At 60.8% G+C, this 14,299-nt stretch carries 13 protein-coding genes; 10 read left to right on the top strand and 3 right to left on the bottom strand.

What is annotated here, in order from left to right:
- The first annotated feature begins 14 nt into the window (after window positions 1-14).
- Window positions 15-662 (top strand): DUF2867 domain-containing protein, encoded by a 648-nt coding sequence (locus tag NXC24_RS18355; protein WP_311319434.1) that lies wholly within the window; start codon window positions 15-17, stop codon window positions 660-662.
- On the opposite strand, the gene NXC24_RS18350 is transcribed toward NXC24_RS18355, so the two are convergent.
- Together NXC24_RS18350 and NXC24_RS18345 are read right to left on the bottom strand one after the other, a co-directional pair.
- Entirely contained in the window at window positions 640-1,731 is a 1,092-nt protein-coding gene (locus NXC24_RS18350) for a TraB/GumN family protein (RefSeq protein WP_104825244.1), read from the bottom strand. The two genes, NXC24_RS18355 and NXC24_RS18350, sit on opposite strands and share 23 nt — an antisense overlap.
- A gap of 117 nt (window positions 1,732-1,848) precedes the next feature.
- Window positions 1,849-2,784, bottom strand: coding sequence for a tyrosine recombinase XerC (locus NXC24_RS18345; protein WP_104824591.1), 936 nt, complete (start codon window positions 2,782-2,784; stop codon window positions 1,849-1,851).
- A gap of 245 nt (window positions 2,785-3,029) precedes the next feature.
- On the opposite strand from NXC24_RS18345, the gene NXC24_RS18340 reads away from it, so the two are divergent.
- From NXC24_RS18340 to NXC24_RS18305, 8 genes are all read left to right on the top strand, one after another.
- Window positions 3,030-3,986, top strand: a complete 957-nt coding sequence (locus NXC24_RS18340; RefSeq protein ID WP_104824590.1) for a 1-acyl-sn-glycerol-3-phosphate acyltransferase — start codon at window positions 3,030-3,032, stop codon at window positions 3,984-3,986.
- 137 nt (window positions 3,987-4,123) lie between these two features.
- Entirely contained in the window at window positions 4,124-6,355 is a 2,232-nt protein-coding gene (locus tag NXC24_RS18335) for a primosomal protein N' (protein ID WP_104824589.1), read from the top strand.
- 108 nt (window positions 6,356-6,463) lie between these two features.
- Entirely contained in the window at window positions 6,464-6,847 is a 384-nt protein-coding gene (locus NXC24_RS18330; protein WP_104824588.1) for a DUF4345 family protein, read from the top strand.
- A 262-nt stretch (window positions 6,848-7,109) separates the two neighbouring features.
- Complete coding sequence (locus NXC24_RS18325; RefSeq protein WP_104825243.1) at window positions 7,110-7,676, top strand: F0F1 ATP synthase subunit delta; 567 nt, start codon at window positions 7,110-7,112, stop codon at window positions 7,674-7,676.
- The gene (atpA, locus tag NXC24_RS18320) at window positions 7,676-9,205 is read left to right on the top strand and encodes a F0F1 ATP synthase subunit alpha (RefSeq protein ID WP_104824587.1); all 1,530 of its coding nucleotides are present in this window, start codon (window positions 7,676-7,678) and stop codon (window positions 9,203-9,205) included. Before NXC24_RS18325 ends, atpA begins: the two co-directional genes overlap by 1 nt.
- Window positions 9,206-9,234: 29 nt before the next feature.
- Window positions 9,235-10,119: a F0F1 ATP synthase subunit gamma gene (locus NXC24_RS18315; RefSeq protein WP_104824586.1), complete on the top strand. Its 885-nt coding sequence runs from the start codon at window positions 9,235-9,237 to the stop codon at window positions 10,117-10,119.
- 23 nt (window positions 10,120-10,142) lie between these two features.
- A complete protein-coding gene (atpD, locus tag NXC24_RS18310; RefSeq protein WP_104824585.1) occupies window positions 10,143-11,573 on the top strand; it encodes a F0F1 ATP synthase subunit beta in 1,431 nt (476 codons plus the stop codon).
- Window positions 11,574-11,648: 75 nt separating this feature from the next.
- Complete coding sequence (locus NXC24_RS18305; RefSeq protein WP_104824584.1) at window positions 11,649-12,056, top strand: F0F1 ATP synthase subunit epsilon; 408 nt, start codon at window positions 11,649-11,651, stop codon at window positions 12,054-12,056.
- A gap of 75 nt (window positions 12,057-12,131) precedes the next feature.
- Here NXC24_RS18305 and NXC24_RS18300 read toward each other — a convergent pair whose 3' ends face one another.
- Window positions 12,132-13,037 (bottom strand): LysR substrate-binding domain-containing protein, encoded by a 906-nt coding sequence (locus NXC24_RS18300; protein ID WP_104824583.1) that lies wholly within the window; start codon window positions 13,035-13,037, stop codon window positions 12,132-12,134.
- A 68-nt stretch (window positions 13,038-13,105) separates the two neighbouring features.
- Between NXC24_RS18300 and NXC24_RS18295 the strand changes: the two genes are divergently transcribed.
- Complete coding sequence (locus NXC24_RS18295) at window positions 13,106-14,299, top strand: iron-containing alcohol dehydrogenase (protein WP_245463996.1); 1,194 nt, start codon at window positions 13,106-13,108, stop codon at window positions 14,297-14,299.

Here is a 14,299-nt window from a genome sequence, read left to right as displayed (position 1 = left end):
ACGTATCCTTTGATGTGAGCGGCGGCGGTGATGACGGCCGCCGTTTCCTTTTGCGGGTTGTCGTGAGCGAATTGCCGCAGCCGTCGTTTGTATGTCTGGCTATACGTTGGCTGTGCTACTTTGCAGAGAGTGAAACAGCAGACGCCAAAATGCCGGCAAAGCCCGTAATGGTTAAACCAAATATGCCGCATCCCGCATTGCCGGGCGCGGACTGGGCTGATTGTTACGAGCTACAGGTACAGGAATCGGATTTTACGGCAGTCGCTGCCGCGCGCACAATGTTCGGCAAATTTCCTTTTTGGGTGCGGTCACTGCTAAAGCTGCGCGATACGGTCGTCAGCGTCTTCGGCCTGAAATCTACGGGACATCACTCCCTAAATACGTCGGAAACAATCGGCTTCTTTCCGATCGTCAGCAAATCAGAGAACCAAGTTGTTCTCGGCTTCGACGACAAGCACCTTGATTTCCGTGTCGTAATCGATGTGCGGGATGATGGTCGGGGGCGTCGACTCATCGATATAACGACGCTCGTGAAACGGAAAATCTTGCTCGGCCAGATCTATATCGCTGTGATCACGCCGTTCCATCGGTTGATTGTCGAGACAGTGCTGACTGACTTCGGCAAACGAATGGGCGCGCTCAGTTCGCCGCCGTCACCGTAAAACCCTGCTTGCGCAGCAGTTCCACCAGACCCTGATCGCCGACCAGATGCAGTGCGCCGACGGCGATGAAGGCGTTGCCCTTGGCGAGGATCGGCGCGGCGCGTTCGGCCATTACCTTGTTGCGGTCCAAAATGATGCGCTGTTCGAAGGCGGCGGTATCATCGTCGGACAGGTTCTGATCCGGCACGATGTTCTTCAGCATCGGGACGATCGCGCCGATATTGCCGGCGAGATAGAGATCGGTCATGGTTTCGTTGACGTCGTTGATCTTGTCGCCGAGTTCCAGCGTCTGGATCAGCGATTTCACGTGAAGTTCGATCGGCAGATCGCTCATGGCCTTGGCCTGTTCGGCCAGTGTTTCCAGCCCCTTCACCTGTTTGCCGCTAGCGATCGCGTCGCTCGCAAGCTTCTGATCGAGGAATTTCATGCCGGCCGTCTTGCGGCGGACTTCACAGCCGGTCATTTCGAAAGAGCTCGAAATCAACCAAGGTTGCATGTGGGCGACGGTGGCGAGCGACACGCCGCGCTGTTTCAGGCCCGCTTCCAGCTTGGCATTCTCTTCCGGCGACAGATGCTGGCTAATGGTCGAGCCGTCGGTCAGCATCATCAAAGACGGATTGCCGAAGAGAGCTGCCATCGCCTTCTTGTCGTCGAGGATTTCATCGGATTCGACGACGATCGTATCCGCCCCGGCACTTGCTTCGGCTGCGCCCTTCGGCATGGTCACCACGCGCGCGTCGCTGACATGCATGGTGCCGAGCAGCCAGGAGGGTTTTAGGCCGGACTTTTCGATCTTCCAGAAGATGCCCTTGCCATTCGCCACCTTGTCACCCTCGGCGAGGATCGAGGCATATTTGGCGGGGTCGCTCTTTTGCAGTTCAGCCATCAGATCTTTGCCGCCGCAGCTATCGGACGCGGCCTCTTCGGCATGCGCAGGCGCCAGCGACAACAGAGCCACGATCAATGCCGTCATCAGCATCCAGGGAAAGGCCGTCGCCAGCCAGAGGAGAATGTCACCGAATCTCGACGCTGTCAGCCGCGCTGTCTTGATTCCGAGAGCAGACATTATCTCAACCTTCCGAAAGCAGGGGACATGATCGCGACTTTGGCCGGGATCATGCCGAATTAGCTTCTGCTCTATCCGCCTGAAACGCATATTCCCTTAACGCGAGAGGTTAACACTTTCTTACGCCCGCGGGTGAGCCCGGTCATAGACCTCCAGCAGCCGCGATGAATCGACCCCAGTATAGACCTGTGTTGTCGAAAGGCTGGCATGGCCGAGCAATTCCTGGATCGTACGCAGGTCGCCGCCACCTGCGAGCAGATGCGTGGCGAAAGAATGGCGCAGCGCATGGGGCGTCGCCGTGTCCGGCAGCCCGAAGGCGCAGCGCAGCTTCTGCATGCCGCGCTGGATAAGGCCGGCATGCAGCTTGCCGCCGCGCGCGCCGCGAAAGAGCGGGGCATCTGCGTTGAGATGATAGGGGCAGAGCGCACGGTATTTCTCGACCGCTTCGACGACGATGGGCAGCAGCGGCACCAGCCGGGTCTTGTTGCCCTTGCCGGTGATCCGTAGCGCCGTCGCGCCGGGGCGCACGTCTTCCGGCGTCAGATCCAGCGCTTCGGAGATGCGCAGGCCACAGCCATAGAGCAGGGTCAGCACTGCCGTGTCGCGCGCGGCAATCCAAGGCTCGTCATGCATCTGCGCCTCGTCGCTGACGACGGTGATCGCCTGGGTGTCCGACAGCGGCTTCGGCAGTGATTTCGGCTGCTTCGGCGAGCGTACCGCTCCGGCGCCGGCCGCGTTCACCAGGCCTTTCTTTTCAAGATAGCGCAGCAGCGAACGAAGGCCGGCGAGGTTGCGCCCGAGCGAACGCGCACCCGCGCCATCCTTGCGGCGCGCAGCCAGAAAACCGCGGAAGTCGGCGGGGCGTAGCGCATGGATATCCTTGATTGTCGCCGGGCCACCGAGATGGCCGGTCAGAAACGTCAAGAATTGCCGCGTGTCACGCTCGTAGGCATCCAGCGTATGGGCCGAAAGCCGCCGCTCCTGGCCGAGCGTATCCAACCAACGGCTGCGCTCAGCCATCAGCTCGGGATCGGCGATAATCAGCAACTCGTTCAGTGGAAAACCCCTTGAAATTCAAATTCCTTCTGCCACTTTGAAGGAGGGAAGGTTATGGAATCGCTAACATTCCTACTGTGCCGTGTCTCTCCTTTGCGTACGGAAAGATCGCAGTAGTTCTTTTCAACTGCGTATAGGCTGCGCCTTGAATCAAAATCGATTTAAGCGGTTATACGCGAGGCGCTTGTCATGCTTCGATCATATTCGATTGCAATAGAGTACAACCCAACCATCCAGGGCATTTCATGGCACGTCGCGGTTCGATAACTGCATTGGGACAACTTGCAGAAGCAATTGCTTTGGTGTCCCAGGGCCAGCCCGGACATATCGTCGATACGCTGATCGCCGAGCGCGGCCAGAAGATCGTTCGCAACCCACTCTGGCCCTTGATGCGGCCCTTTCTCTACACGCTGCTGCGCTACAACAAGGCGATCGAATTTGCCAACGACATCGCCAAGCTGCCGGGTTTCCAGTGCTTCGAATATATGAGCGATCTGCTGCGGCTCGATATCGGGGTAACCCACGCCGAACGCATCCCGGCTTCCGGCGGCTTCATTCTCGTCAGCAACCATCCGACCGGCATTGCCGACGGCGTCGCCGTCTTCGATCTCCTGAAGACGCGCCGGCCCGATATGATGGTTTTCGCCAATCGCGATGCCGTCCGCGTCAATCCGCGATTCGCCGAGATGATCATCCCGGTCGAATGGCGTGAGGAATATAAGAGCAAACTGAAGACGCGCGAAACGCTGCAGATCACCAATCGCGCCGTTGCCGAGGGCAAGGTTACCGTGCTCTTCCCCTCCGGCCGCATCGCCTATTGGGCAAACGGCAAGCTGAACGAGCGGCCTTGGAAGACATCGGCCGTGGGGCTGGCGCGTAAGTATAATCTGCCGATCCTGCCGGTGCATCTGACAGCGCGCAATTCCGGGCTGTTCTATTGGTTCGCCAAATGGTCGACGGAGCTGCGCGACATGACGGTGTTCCACGAGCTCCTCAACAAGCGCGGCGACCGCTTCGATTTCCTGATCGGCAATCTCATCCCGGTCGAGCATCTGGACGGCGACGTCAACGAAGTGACGAAGGCGCTGGAGAAGCATACGGTGTTCGATCTGGCTGCCGACGGAAATACGACGTTTGCGCCGGTCGGTCCTCCGGCTGCGGTCCAGGATATGGCAGCCGCCGTCGCGGAGCATTCCGTTTGACGGCTGTTGGCAGCTCATTGCTTCGGCATCCTGTGTCAAAAGACAACAGCGGTGAAAGTTTGAAGTGGCTTCGGACAATATGATGCCGAACCACCCCGGGTTTCTTTTTGTCGCCGCTCGGGGCATGGTCTGGCGCGATGACTAAAGATTCGTCCGATCTGTTCGGCGCGCTGTTTGAAGCTGCGCCCGCACACCCGACCATGAGCCGCACGGTCCCGGTTCTGGTGCCGATGCCGGCGCCGAAGCCCTATTCCTATGCGGTTCCGGAAGGCATGGCGGTCGAGCCCGGCTCGGTCGTGCAGGTGCCGCTCGGGCCGAGGCAGGTGATCGGTGTCGTCTGGGATGGCGGCGATGAGGGCGGCGTCGATCCGAAGAAGCTGCGGCCGATCAGCCATGTCTTCGATTGCCCGCCGCTGACCAAGGAGATGCGCGATTTCATCGACTGGGTGGCCGCCTATACGCTGTCGCCGCCGGGGCTGGTGGCGCGCATGGCGCTGCGCGCGCCCGCAGCCTTCGATCCCGAACCGATGGTCGAGGGCCTTCGTTTTGTCGGCGGCGCACCGGAACGGCTGACACCCGCCCGCACCCGGGTCATGGAGACGGCAAAGGACGGCCTCTCGTGGACGCGGAGCGGGCTGGCGCACGCTGCCGGCGTTTCGACTGGAGTCGTCGACGGGCTGATCGCGCAGGGCATTTTCGAAACCATATTCCTGCCGCCGCCGCCCGTCGTCGCCAGGCCCGATCCGGATTTCACCGCCTCGCGGCTCGAAGGCCCGCAGCGCGAAGCGGCCGATGAAATCCTTGCCGAGGTGCGCAAGGGCGAGTTCTCCGTTTCGCTGATCGATGGCGTCACCGGCTCGGGCAAGACCGAGGTCTATTTCGAGGCGATCGCCGAGATGCTGAAGCGCGGCAAGCAGGTGTTGATCCTGCTGCCGGAAATCGCGCTGACGGCGAGTTTCCTCGAGCGCTTTCAGGATCGCTTCGGCGCCAAGCCGGCCGAGTGGCACTCGGACCTGGCGCCGCGCATGCGCGAAAAAGTCTGGCGGCAGGCGGTGACCGGCGAGGTCCGGGTCGTTGCCGGCGCGCGCTCGGCGCTGTTCCTGCCCTTCGAAGACCTTGGCCTGATCATCGTCGACGAAGAGCACGATCCCGCCTACAAGCAGGAGGATCGGGTCTATTACAATGCCCGCGACATGGCGGTCGTGCGCGGCCGGATCGGCGATTTTCCGGTAGTGCTGGTGTCGGCGACCCCTTCGGTCGAGAGCCAGGTCAACGGCCAGAGCGGGCGTTACAGCACCATTCATCTGCCGACCCGCTACGGGGATGCGGCTCTTCCGGACCTGCATCTGATCGACATGCGCCGGCATGCGCCGGAGCGCGGCGGGTTCCTCTCGCCGCTGCTAATTCGGGCGATCGGCAAAACGGTGGAAAAGGGCGAACAGTCGCTGCTGTTCCTCAACAGGCGCGGCTATGCACCGTTGACGCTCTGCCGCGTCTGCGGGCATCGCTTCCAATGTCCGCAATGTTCGAGCTGGCTGGTGGAACACCGTTTCCGTGGACAGATCCAGTGCCATCAATGCGGCTATGCCGAACGGACGCCTGAAGCCTGCCCGGAATGCGGCACGCTCGACCATCTCATCGCCTGCGGTCCGGGCGTCGAGCGCATTGCCGAGGAGGTCGAGCGGCATTTTCCCGAAGCGCGGACCATCGTGCTCTCCTCCGACATCATGGGCGGCGTCAAGCGGCTGCGGCTGGAGCTGGAGGCCATTGCCAAGGGCGAGGCGGATATCGTCATCGGCACGCAGCTCGTCGCCAAAGGACACAATTTCCCGCTGATGACGCTGGTCGGCATCGTCGACGCCGATCTTGGTCTTGCCAATGGCGATCCGCGTGCAGCCGAGCGGACATTCCAGCTTCTGTCGCAGGTGACCGGCCGCGCCGGGCGAACCGGGCTCAAGAGCCACGGCCTGTTGCAGACCTATCAGCCGCAGCACCCCGTCATGCAGGCGATCGTCTCCGGCGATGCCGGCGCTTTCTATGAGCGCGAGATTTCGGAGCGCGAAAGAGCCATATTGCCGCCCTTCGGCCGGCTCGCCTCGATCATCGTCTCGGCCGATACCCGGCAGGATGCGGAAACTCATGCCCGCGGCCTGCGCAATGCGGCGCCGCAGGTCCAGGGCATATCGGTGCTCGGGCCGGCTGAAGCGCCGCTCGCCCTGGTGCGGGGCCGCCATCGTTTCCGCCTGCTTGTGCACGGCCGGCGCAATTCAGATATGCAGGGGTTCCTTCGCGCTTTGCTGGCACAATCGCCGAAGGAGCGCGGTTCCGTGCAGGTGCAGCTTGACATCGATCCACAGAGTTTCCTGTAGTTTCGCGAAACGGTGCCTTTCCGGCGTCTTCCCCTGTTTCGCCTGTTCATGCCATAAGTCAGCCTCTTGATATGATTGATTTGGTTTAGGTTGATTTGGGGACGACCGATGGAGCTTTATTTTCCGACTGACCTGGGCGAACAGCTTGCCTATTGCTCGGCGGCGTTTACGGCGCTCATCGGGTTCCTCGCGATGTTCGCGCCTGGCTATACCTATCGTTTCCTGAAGTTGCAGGTGCGCGAAGGGCGGCCGGAAGCCTATGCCGAGGGACGTTCGGCCGGCGGCTTCTATCTGGGCTTCGGGCTGGTCGCTATCCTGCTGGCGCAGCCGATGGTCTACCTGGCGCTCGGGGCGTCCTTTGCCGTTGCCGCATTCGGTCGCATCCTCTCGATCATGTCGGATCGGGGAAGCGTTCTCGTGAATTTGTTACTTCTGGTTGTCCAGGCGATTTTGGCGGCTCTACCGCTTCTTTACGGATTGGGCTATATTTGATCGAAAATGATCTCGCTTCGGCTGCAATTGCCCGCGCTATCCCCAAGGTTTTGAACTTTTTGCCATCATAAATTCACCCGAATAGCGTATTCGGCTATTACGCGTGTTGCGAGTCTCAATATCCTATGTTAGACGAACCCCGAATTTCGGATGAGGTAGGGGGAAGCCCCTGCTGATTTCTGGGGGAAATCAAAACGAATTCAAGAACATGTGGCTTCCGTCTCCCGGAAGCCGGATTCTTGGGTTGAAATCAGGGAATTTTGTGCCCGTGGCAGACACATCCCAGCATATTTCTGGTGTCGCAGAGCGATATGCCTCGTCATTGTTCGAGCTGGCCCTCGAAGAGGGTGCTGTTCCGGCAGTGACCGCCGATCTCGATCGGTTTCAAGCCATGCTGGATGACAGCGAAGATCTGAAGCGTTTCGTCTCGAGCCCGGTCTTTTCGGCCGAAGAGCAGGTCGGTGCCGTCCAGGCGCTGGCAACGAAGGCGGGCTTCGGCAATTACGTCACCAATTTCCTCAAGGTCGTGGCAGGCAACCGGCGCCTTTTTGCGCTGCCGGGCATGATCAAGGCTTTCCGTATCATCGCCGCGAAGCATCGCGGCGAAGTTTCCGCCGAGGTCACCTCGGCGCATGCGCTGACCCCGGCGCAGGAAGATGAATTGAAGGCGGCGCTGAAGGGCGTCACCGGCAAGGACGTGGCGATTGCCGTCACCGTCGATCCGTCGATTCTTGGTGGCCTGATCGTCAAGGTCGGTTCGCGTCAGATCGATACGTCCCTTCGCACCAAACTCTCCACCCTTAAGCTTGCATTGAAAGAGGTCGGCTGATGGATATCCGCGCCGCGGAAATTTCCGCAATTCTGAAAGATCAGATCAAAAACTTCGGCAAGGAAGCTGAAGTCTCCGAAGTCGGCCAGGTTCTCTCCGTCGGTGACGGTATCGCCCGCGTCTACGGTCTGGACAATGTTCAGGCCGGCGAAATGGTCGAATTCCCCGGCGGCATCCGTGGCATGGCGCTGAACCTCGAATCCGACAACGTCGGCGTGGTTATCTTCGGCTCCGACCGTGACATCAAGGAAGGCGACACCGTCAAGCGCACCGGCGCGATCGTTGACGTTCCGGTTGGTCCGGAGCTTCTCGGCCGCGTTGTCGACGCGCTCGGTAACCCGATCGACGGCAAGGGCCCGATCAATGCGACCCGCCGCGCTCGCGTCGACGTCAAGGCTCCGGGCATCATTCCGCGCAAGTCGGTTCATGAGCCGATGTCGACCGGCCTGAAGGCCATCGACGCTCTGATCCCGGTTGGCCGCGGCCAGCGCGAGCTTGTCATCGGCGACCGCCAGACCGGCAAGACCGCCATCATTCTCGACACGATCCTGAACCAGAAGGCCATCCACGATGCCGGTCCGGACAGCGAAAAGCTGTACTGCGTCTACGTCGCTATCGGCCAGAAGCGTTCGACCGTTGCCCAGTTCGTCAAGGTGCTCGAAGAGCGCGGTGCGCTGAAGTATTCGATCGTCGTCGCCGCAACGGCTTCCGACCCGGCCCCGATGCAGTACCTGGCGCCGTTCGCCGGTTGCGCCATGGGCGAATATTTCCGTGACAACGGCATGCACGCCCTGATCGGCTACGACGACCTGTCGAAGCAGGCTGTTTCCTATCGTCAGATGTCGCTGCTGCTGCGCCGCCCGCCGGGCCGCGAAGCCTATCCGGGCGACGTTTTCTACCTGCATTCGCGCCTTCTCGAGCGCGCCGCCAAGATGAACGACGAACAGGGCGCCGGTTCGCTGACCGCTCTTCCGGTCATCGAAACGCAAGGTAACGACGTTTCGGCGTTCATCCCGACCAACGTGATCTCGATCACCGACGGCCAGATCTTCCTCGAAACCGACCTGTTCTATCAGGGTATCCGCCCGGCCGTTAACGTCGGTCTGTCGGTTTCGCGCGTCGGTTCGTCCGCACAGATCAAGGCGATGAAGCAGGTTGCCGGCTCGATCAAGGGCGAACTCGCCCAGTATCGCGAAATGGCCGCCTTCGCTCAGTTCGGTTCGGACCTCGATGCCGCAACGCAGCGCCTGCTGAACCGCGGCGCCCGCCTGACCGAGCTCCTGAAGCAGCCGCAGTTCTCGCCGCTGAAGACGGAAGAGCAGGTTGCGGTGATCTTCTCCGGCGTCAACGGCTATCTCGATAAGATCGGCGTTGCCCTGGTCGGCAAGTTTGAGCAGGGCCTGCTTTCCTACCTGCGGTCGGAAGGCAAGGACATCCTCGACGCGATCCGCACTGAAAAGGCCATCAGCGATGCGACCAAGAGCAAGCTCATCGCTGCTCTCGACAGCTACGCCAAGTCTTTCGCCTGATCGGACCTCACTTCTAGGACGGATACCGGATGCCTTCACTTAAGGATCTGAAAAACCGGATCGCCTCCGTCAAGGCGACGCAGAAGATCACCAAGGCGATGAAAATGGTCGCCGCGGCGAAGCTTCGGCGCGCCCAGGAGGCGGCCGAGGCCGCACGGCCCTATTCGGAACGCATGAGCGCCGTTCTTGCCAATATCACGGCTGCCGTCAGCGACGCGGACGGTGCGCCGCCGCTGATGACCGGCACCGGCAAGAGCGATGTGCATTTGCTCATCGTCTGCACGGCTGAGCGTGGCCTTTGCGGCGGTTTCAACTCGCAGATCGCACGTTTTGCCCGCGATCACGTCCGCAAGCTGTTGGCCGACGGCAAGACCGTGAAGATCTTCACGGTCGGCAAGAAGGGCTACGACATCCTGCGCCGTGAATACGCATCGCTGATCGTCGAGCGCAAGGAACTGCGCGACGTCAAGCGTATCGGTTTCGACAATGCCGATGCCATCGGCAAGCGCGTCATCGAAATGTTCGAAGGCGGCGAGTTCGACGTCTGCACGCTGTTCTATTCCGAGTTCAAGTCGGTGATCAGCCAGGTGCCGACCGCGTTTCAGCTCGTCCCGGCTTCGGCTCCGACCGTTGTCGAAGAGGATGCCGAGCATAAGGGTGCCGTTTACGAATACGAGCCGGATGCGGCTTCGATCCTCGCGGACCTGATCCCGCGCAACATCTCCGTCCAGATCTTCCGCGCGCTCCTCGAGAACGTCGCCGGCGAGATGGGCGCCAAGATGAGCGCGATGGACAATGCGACGCGCAACGCTGGTGAGATGATCAACAAGCTGACGCTCAATTACAACCGTCAGCGCCAGGCACAGATCACCAAGGAATTGATTGAAATCATTTCGGGCGCGGAAGCGCTCTGAGGTTAGGAAAAGAGGGTAAGAATATGGCTGACGCAGCTACCCCCGCAGGTTCTGTCGGTAAGGTTACGCAGGTTATCGGCGCCGTTGTGGACGTTGCTTTCGAAGGCGAACTCCCGGCGATCCTGAACGCGCTTGAAACCGACAACAATGGCAACCGTCTGGTTCTCGAAGTCGCACAGCACCTCGGGGAAAACGCGGTCCGCACCATCGCCATGGACTCGACCGAAGGTCTGGTTCGCGGCCAGTCCGTCAAGGACACGGGCGCGCCGATCTCGGTTCCGGTCGGACATGAAACGCTTGGCCGTATCATGAACGTTATCGGCGAGCCGGTCGACGAAGCAGGTCCGCTGAATACCCAGAAGAAGCGCGCCATCCACCAGGATGCTCCGTCTTACGTCGAGCAGTCCACGGAAGCGCAGATCCTCGTCACCGGCATCAAGGTCGTCGACCTGCTCGCTCCCTACGCAAAGGGCGGCAAGATCGGCCTGTTTGGCGGCGCTGGCGTTGGCAAGACCGTTCTTATCATGGAACTGATCAACAACGTCGCCAAGGCGCACGGTGGTTACTCGGTGTTCGCAGGCGTGGGTGAACGTACCCGCGAAGGCAACGACCTCTACCACGAAATGATCGAATCTGGCGTCAATAAGCATGGCGGCGGCGAAGGCTCCAAGGCTGCGCTCGTTTACGGCCAGATGAACGAACCGCCGGGCGCTCGTGCTCGCGTCGCTCTGACCGGTCTGACCGTTGCTGAAAACTTCCGCGATGAAGGCCAGGACGTTCTGTTCTTCGTCGACAACATCTTCCGCTTCACCCAGGCTGGTTCGGAAGTGTCGGCTCTGCTCGGCCGTATTCCTTCGGCCGTGGGCTATCAGCCGACGCTCGCCACCGACATGGGCCAGATGCAGGAACGCATCACCACGACGACGACGGGCTCGATCACCTCGGTTCAGGCCATTTACGTTCCGGCCGACGACTTGACCGACCCGGCACCGGCAACCTCGTTCGCCCACTTGGACGCAACGACGGTTCTGTCGCGCTCGATCGCTGAAAAGGGTATCTACCCGGCCGTCGACCCGCTCGACTCCACCTCGCGCATGCTCGACCCGATGGTCGTCGGCGAAGAGCACTATGAAGTCGCTCGTAAGGTTCAGTCGACCCTGCAGCGCTACAAGGCTCTCCAGGACATCATCGCCATCCTCGGCATGGACGAACTGTCGGAAGAAGACAAGCTGGCCGTTGCCCGCGCCCGCAAGATCGAGCGCTTCCTGTCGCAGCCGTTCTTCGTCGCAGAAGTCTTCACCGGTTCGCCGGGTAAGCTCGTCGCTCTCGAAGACACGATCAAGGGCTTCAAGGGCCTAGTCAACGGCGAATACGATCACCTGCCGGAAGCCGCTTTCTACATGGTCGGCTCGATCGAAGAGGCGATGGAAAAAGCCAAGAAGCTGGCTGCCTGATAAGACCAATCGAACGGCGCGCGAGGTTTCGTGCGCCGTTGCCTTGAAATAAAGACAATCGAGAAGAGACCGGTCATGCCTGACAATTTCAATTTCGAACTGGTATCTCCGGAGCGTCTGCTTCTGTCGGAGCAGGTTATCGATGTTGTCATTCCCGCCAGCGAAGGCGAGATGACCGTCATGGCCCATCATGCGCCGACGATGACCATGATCAAGCCGGGCGTCGTCAAGGTGCATGCCGCATCGGGCAAGAAGCAGGATTACGTCGTGTTCGGCGGCTTCGCCGACATCCTGCCGACCGGCTGCACGCTGCTGGCCGAATCCGCAATTCCGGTGGAAGATCTCAACCAGGATGAGCTGACGCGTCGTATCGATATCGCTAGGGCAGAACTCGAAGATGCCGAGCATCACGAGCACAAGTCGCGCCTTGAGCACTACATCATGGAAATGACGCGGCTGCGCGGCGCAATCGGACAAGATTGATCCGGTACCTAGTCTTAGGTTTTGAATGAGAGCGGCCTTTTGGGGCCGCTTTTTTGTTGGGCGGTTCGGTTTGCGTCAGCCCTGATAGCCGCCGAGCAAATGCCGATGCAACTGGCCTGCTTCCGGCGAGAGCGCACGGAAGCGGGGGGCGCCCAGATAATAACCGAAGCCGCTTTCGACCCGGTCGTTGCCGATGGTAATCAGTGCGCCCGAGCGCAGATGTTCCTCGATAAGTCCGAGGCTGCCGAGCGCGATACCCTCGCCACGCAATGCCGCCTCGACCGCCATGATGTAGGTGGAGAAGGATAGCCGCGGTCGGGGCAGTTTGCTCCTCAGTGGGTTGCCGATGCGGCCGAACCATTGGCGGAAGCTGATCCAGTGGGCGTTGAAGCGCTCGTAATCGATGAGATCCAGCCCGGCTATGTCAGCCGATGTCAAAGCCTGCGGCTCCAGGCCGCGGCTGGCGAGATAATCGGGCGAGGCGATCGGAACCAGCACTTCCTTCATCAATAGCGTCAGGTTCCAGCGCGGATGTTCGCCGGTGGAATAGAGAATGACGAGGTCGTTGGTTTCCGATGCAAGTTCCGAAGGCGAGTCCGTCGTCAGCAGGCGGACGGAGATGCCGGGGCTCTCCTTGCCGAAATCCTTGAGCCGCTGCCCGAGCCAGAGATGCGAGACCGAGCCGCTGGCAGCGATCGAAATGATCTCGCCTGTGCCGGCGCGGAAAGGCTCCAGGCTCTCCTCGAGATATTCCAGCGTGGCGCGGACGCGCTGAAACAGCCGTTCGCCTTCCGGCGTCAGCGCCAAGTTCCGGCCGCGCCGGGTAAAGAGCGCGGCGCCCAGATGATCCTCCAGCCCCTTGATACGTCGGCTGACGGCCGCTTGCGTGATGTTCAATTCGCGGCCGGCGCGGGAAAAGTTCATCGCGCGCGCCGCGGCATCGAACACGCGAAAGGATTCCAGCGGTATCTTCTCCAGCATTGTCTCTCCATAACTTCAAGTCATCAATATTCCCGATAAATGGCCAGATTTGAAGAGCTGAAATTGTGATGCAGGATTGCGGCATCGAATCTGCTGCGCTTTTCCTGGTGATCCTCGTGTCCTTTTCCATTTCCGCCATTCCAGACATCCACTTTGGCAGCGGCGCGCTGTCCGGCCTTGCCGGTGCCGCCAAATCCTTCGATGGTGTTTCCGCCGCTTTCTTGGTGATCGATGCCTTTCTGGCTCAGTCGGGTCTTGCGAATAAAATCAGAAGCGATCTGACGGAAGCGGGCATCGCCACGCAGGTCTTCTCGGATTTCTCCGGCGAGCCGAAACTCGCGCATATCCGCTCGGCGATAGAAGCGGCGAAGGGCGCGGATCTGGTAATCGGCGTCGGCGGCGGTTCGGCGCTGGATATCGCCAAGATCGTCGCCTGTTGCGCAGCATCGGGCGAAGACCCGATGTTTTATGCACTGGCCGCCAATCCCCTACCGAAGAGCCCGCTGAAGAAGATCATGGTGCCGACGACGGCCGGTACTGGCTCGGAGACCTCGGCCACCAATATTTTTGCAGGCCCCGAGGGCAAGAAGCTCTGGATCTGGGGGCCGGAAACCAAGGCAGATCTCGTCATCCTCGATCCGGCTCTGACGACCACGCTGCCGGCGGGTCTCACCGCCTGGTGCGGCCTCGATGCCTTCATCCATGCTTTCGAGGCGGCGACGAACCGCAACACGCATCGCGGTGCGCAGCTCTACGCCTATCAGGCACTGCGGCTGATCACCGGCGCGCTGGAAACGGCGGTGAAGGAGCCCGGCAATATCGAGGCGCGGGGTGACGTGCTGCTCGGCTCCTGCTTCGCCGGCATCGCCATCGACAATTGCGGCACGGCGATTGCCCACAATATCAGCCACGCGCTGGCCGGCCTTGCGCCGGTCCACCATGGGCTTGCAACCGCCCTCGGCTTTGAAGCGACGCTGCCCTGGCTGGTCGAGGCGGATACGGTTGATCTCAACGCTGCCGCAAGGGCTTGCGGCCTCGAAGGTGCGGCGGCGCTGCCCGCCTTCCTCTCCGATTGGATGGACCGTTGCGGTATTGTCCACGCTTTGCCGGCAGCGTTCATACCTTTCGATACGACCGATCTCGCGCGCGAAATGCGCGCTCCGGAAAACCAGCCGATGCGGCGTTCGACCGTACGCGATGTCACGGATGCCGACATCGACCGCTTCGCCGCCACCGTCATGGCGCTGCCGAAAGGAATTTGA

This window comes from Rhizobium sp. NXC24, from assembly GCF_002944315.1.
Lineage (GTDB): Bacteria > Pseudomonadota > Alphaproteobacteria > Rhizobiales > Rhizobiaceae > Rhizobium.
This window is presented reverse-complemented; position numbering and strand designations above follow the sequence as displayed.

Bases quoted from the DNA above. Each gene is read 5' to 3' on its own strand.
- NXC24_RS18340 (WP_104824590.1), top strand. From the start codon at position 3,030: ATGGCACGTCGCGGTTCGATAACTGCATTGGGACAACTTGCAGAAGCA.
- NXC24_RS18335 (WP_104824589.1), top strand. From the start codon at position 4,124: ATGACTAAAGATTCGTCCGATCTGTTCGGCGCGCTGTTTGAAGCTGCG.
- NXC24_RS18330 (WP_104824588.1), top strand. From the start codon at position 6,464: ATGGAGCTTTATTTTCCGACTGACCTGGGCGAACAGCTTGCCTATTGC.
- atpA (WP_104824587.1), top strand. From the start codon at position 7,676: ATGGATATCCGCGCCGCGGAAATTTCCGCAATTCTGAAAGATCAGATC.
- NXC24_RS18315 (WP_104824586.1), top strand. From the start codon at position 9,235: ATGCCTTCACTTAAGGATCTGAAAAACCGGATCGCCTCCGTCAAGGCG.
- atpD (WP_104824585.1), top strand. From the start codon at position 10,143: ATGGCTGACGCAGCTACCCCCGCAGGTTCTGTCGGTAAGGTTACGCAG.
- NXC24_RS18305 (WP_104824584.1), top strand. From the start codon at position 11,649: ATGCCTGACAATTTCAATTTCGAACTGGTATCTCCGGAGCGTCTGCTT.
- NXC24_RS18300 (WP_104824583.1), bottom strand. From the start codon at position 13,037: ATGCTGGAGAAGATACCGCTGGAATCCTTTCGCGTGTTCGATGCCGCG.
- NXC24_RS18295 (WP_245463996.1), top strand. From the start codon at position 13,106: ATGCAGGATTGCGGCATCGAATCTGCTGCGCTTTTCCTGGTGATCCTC.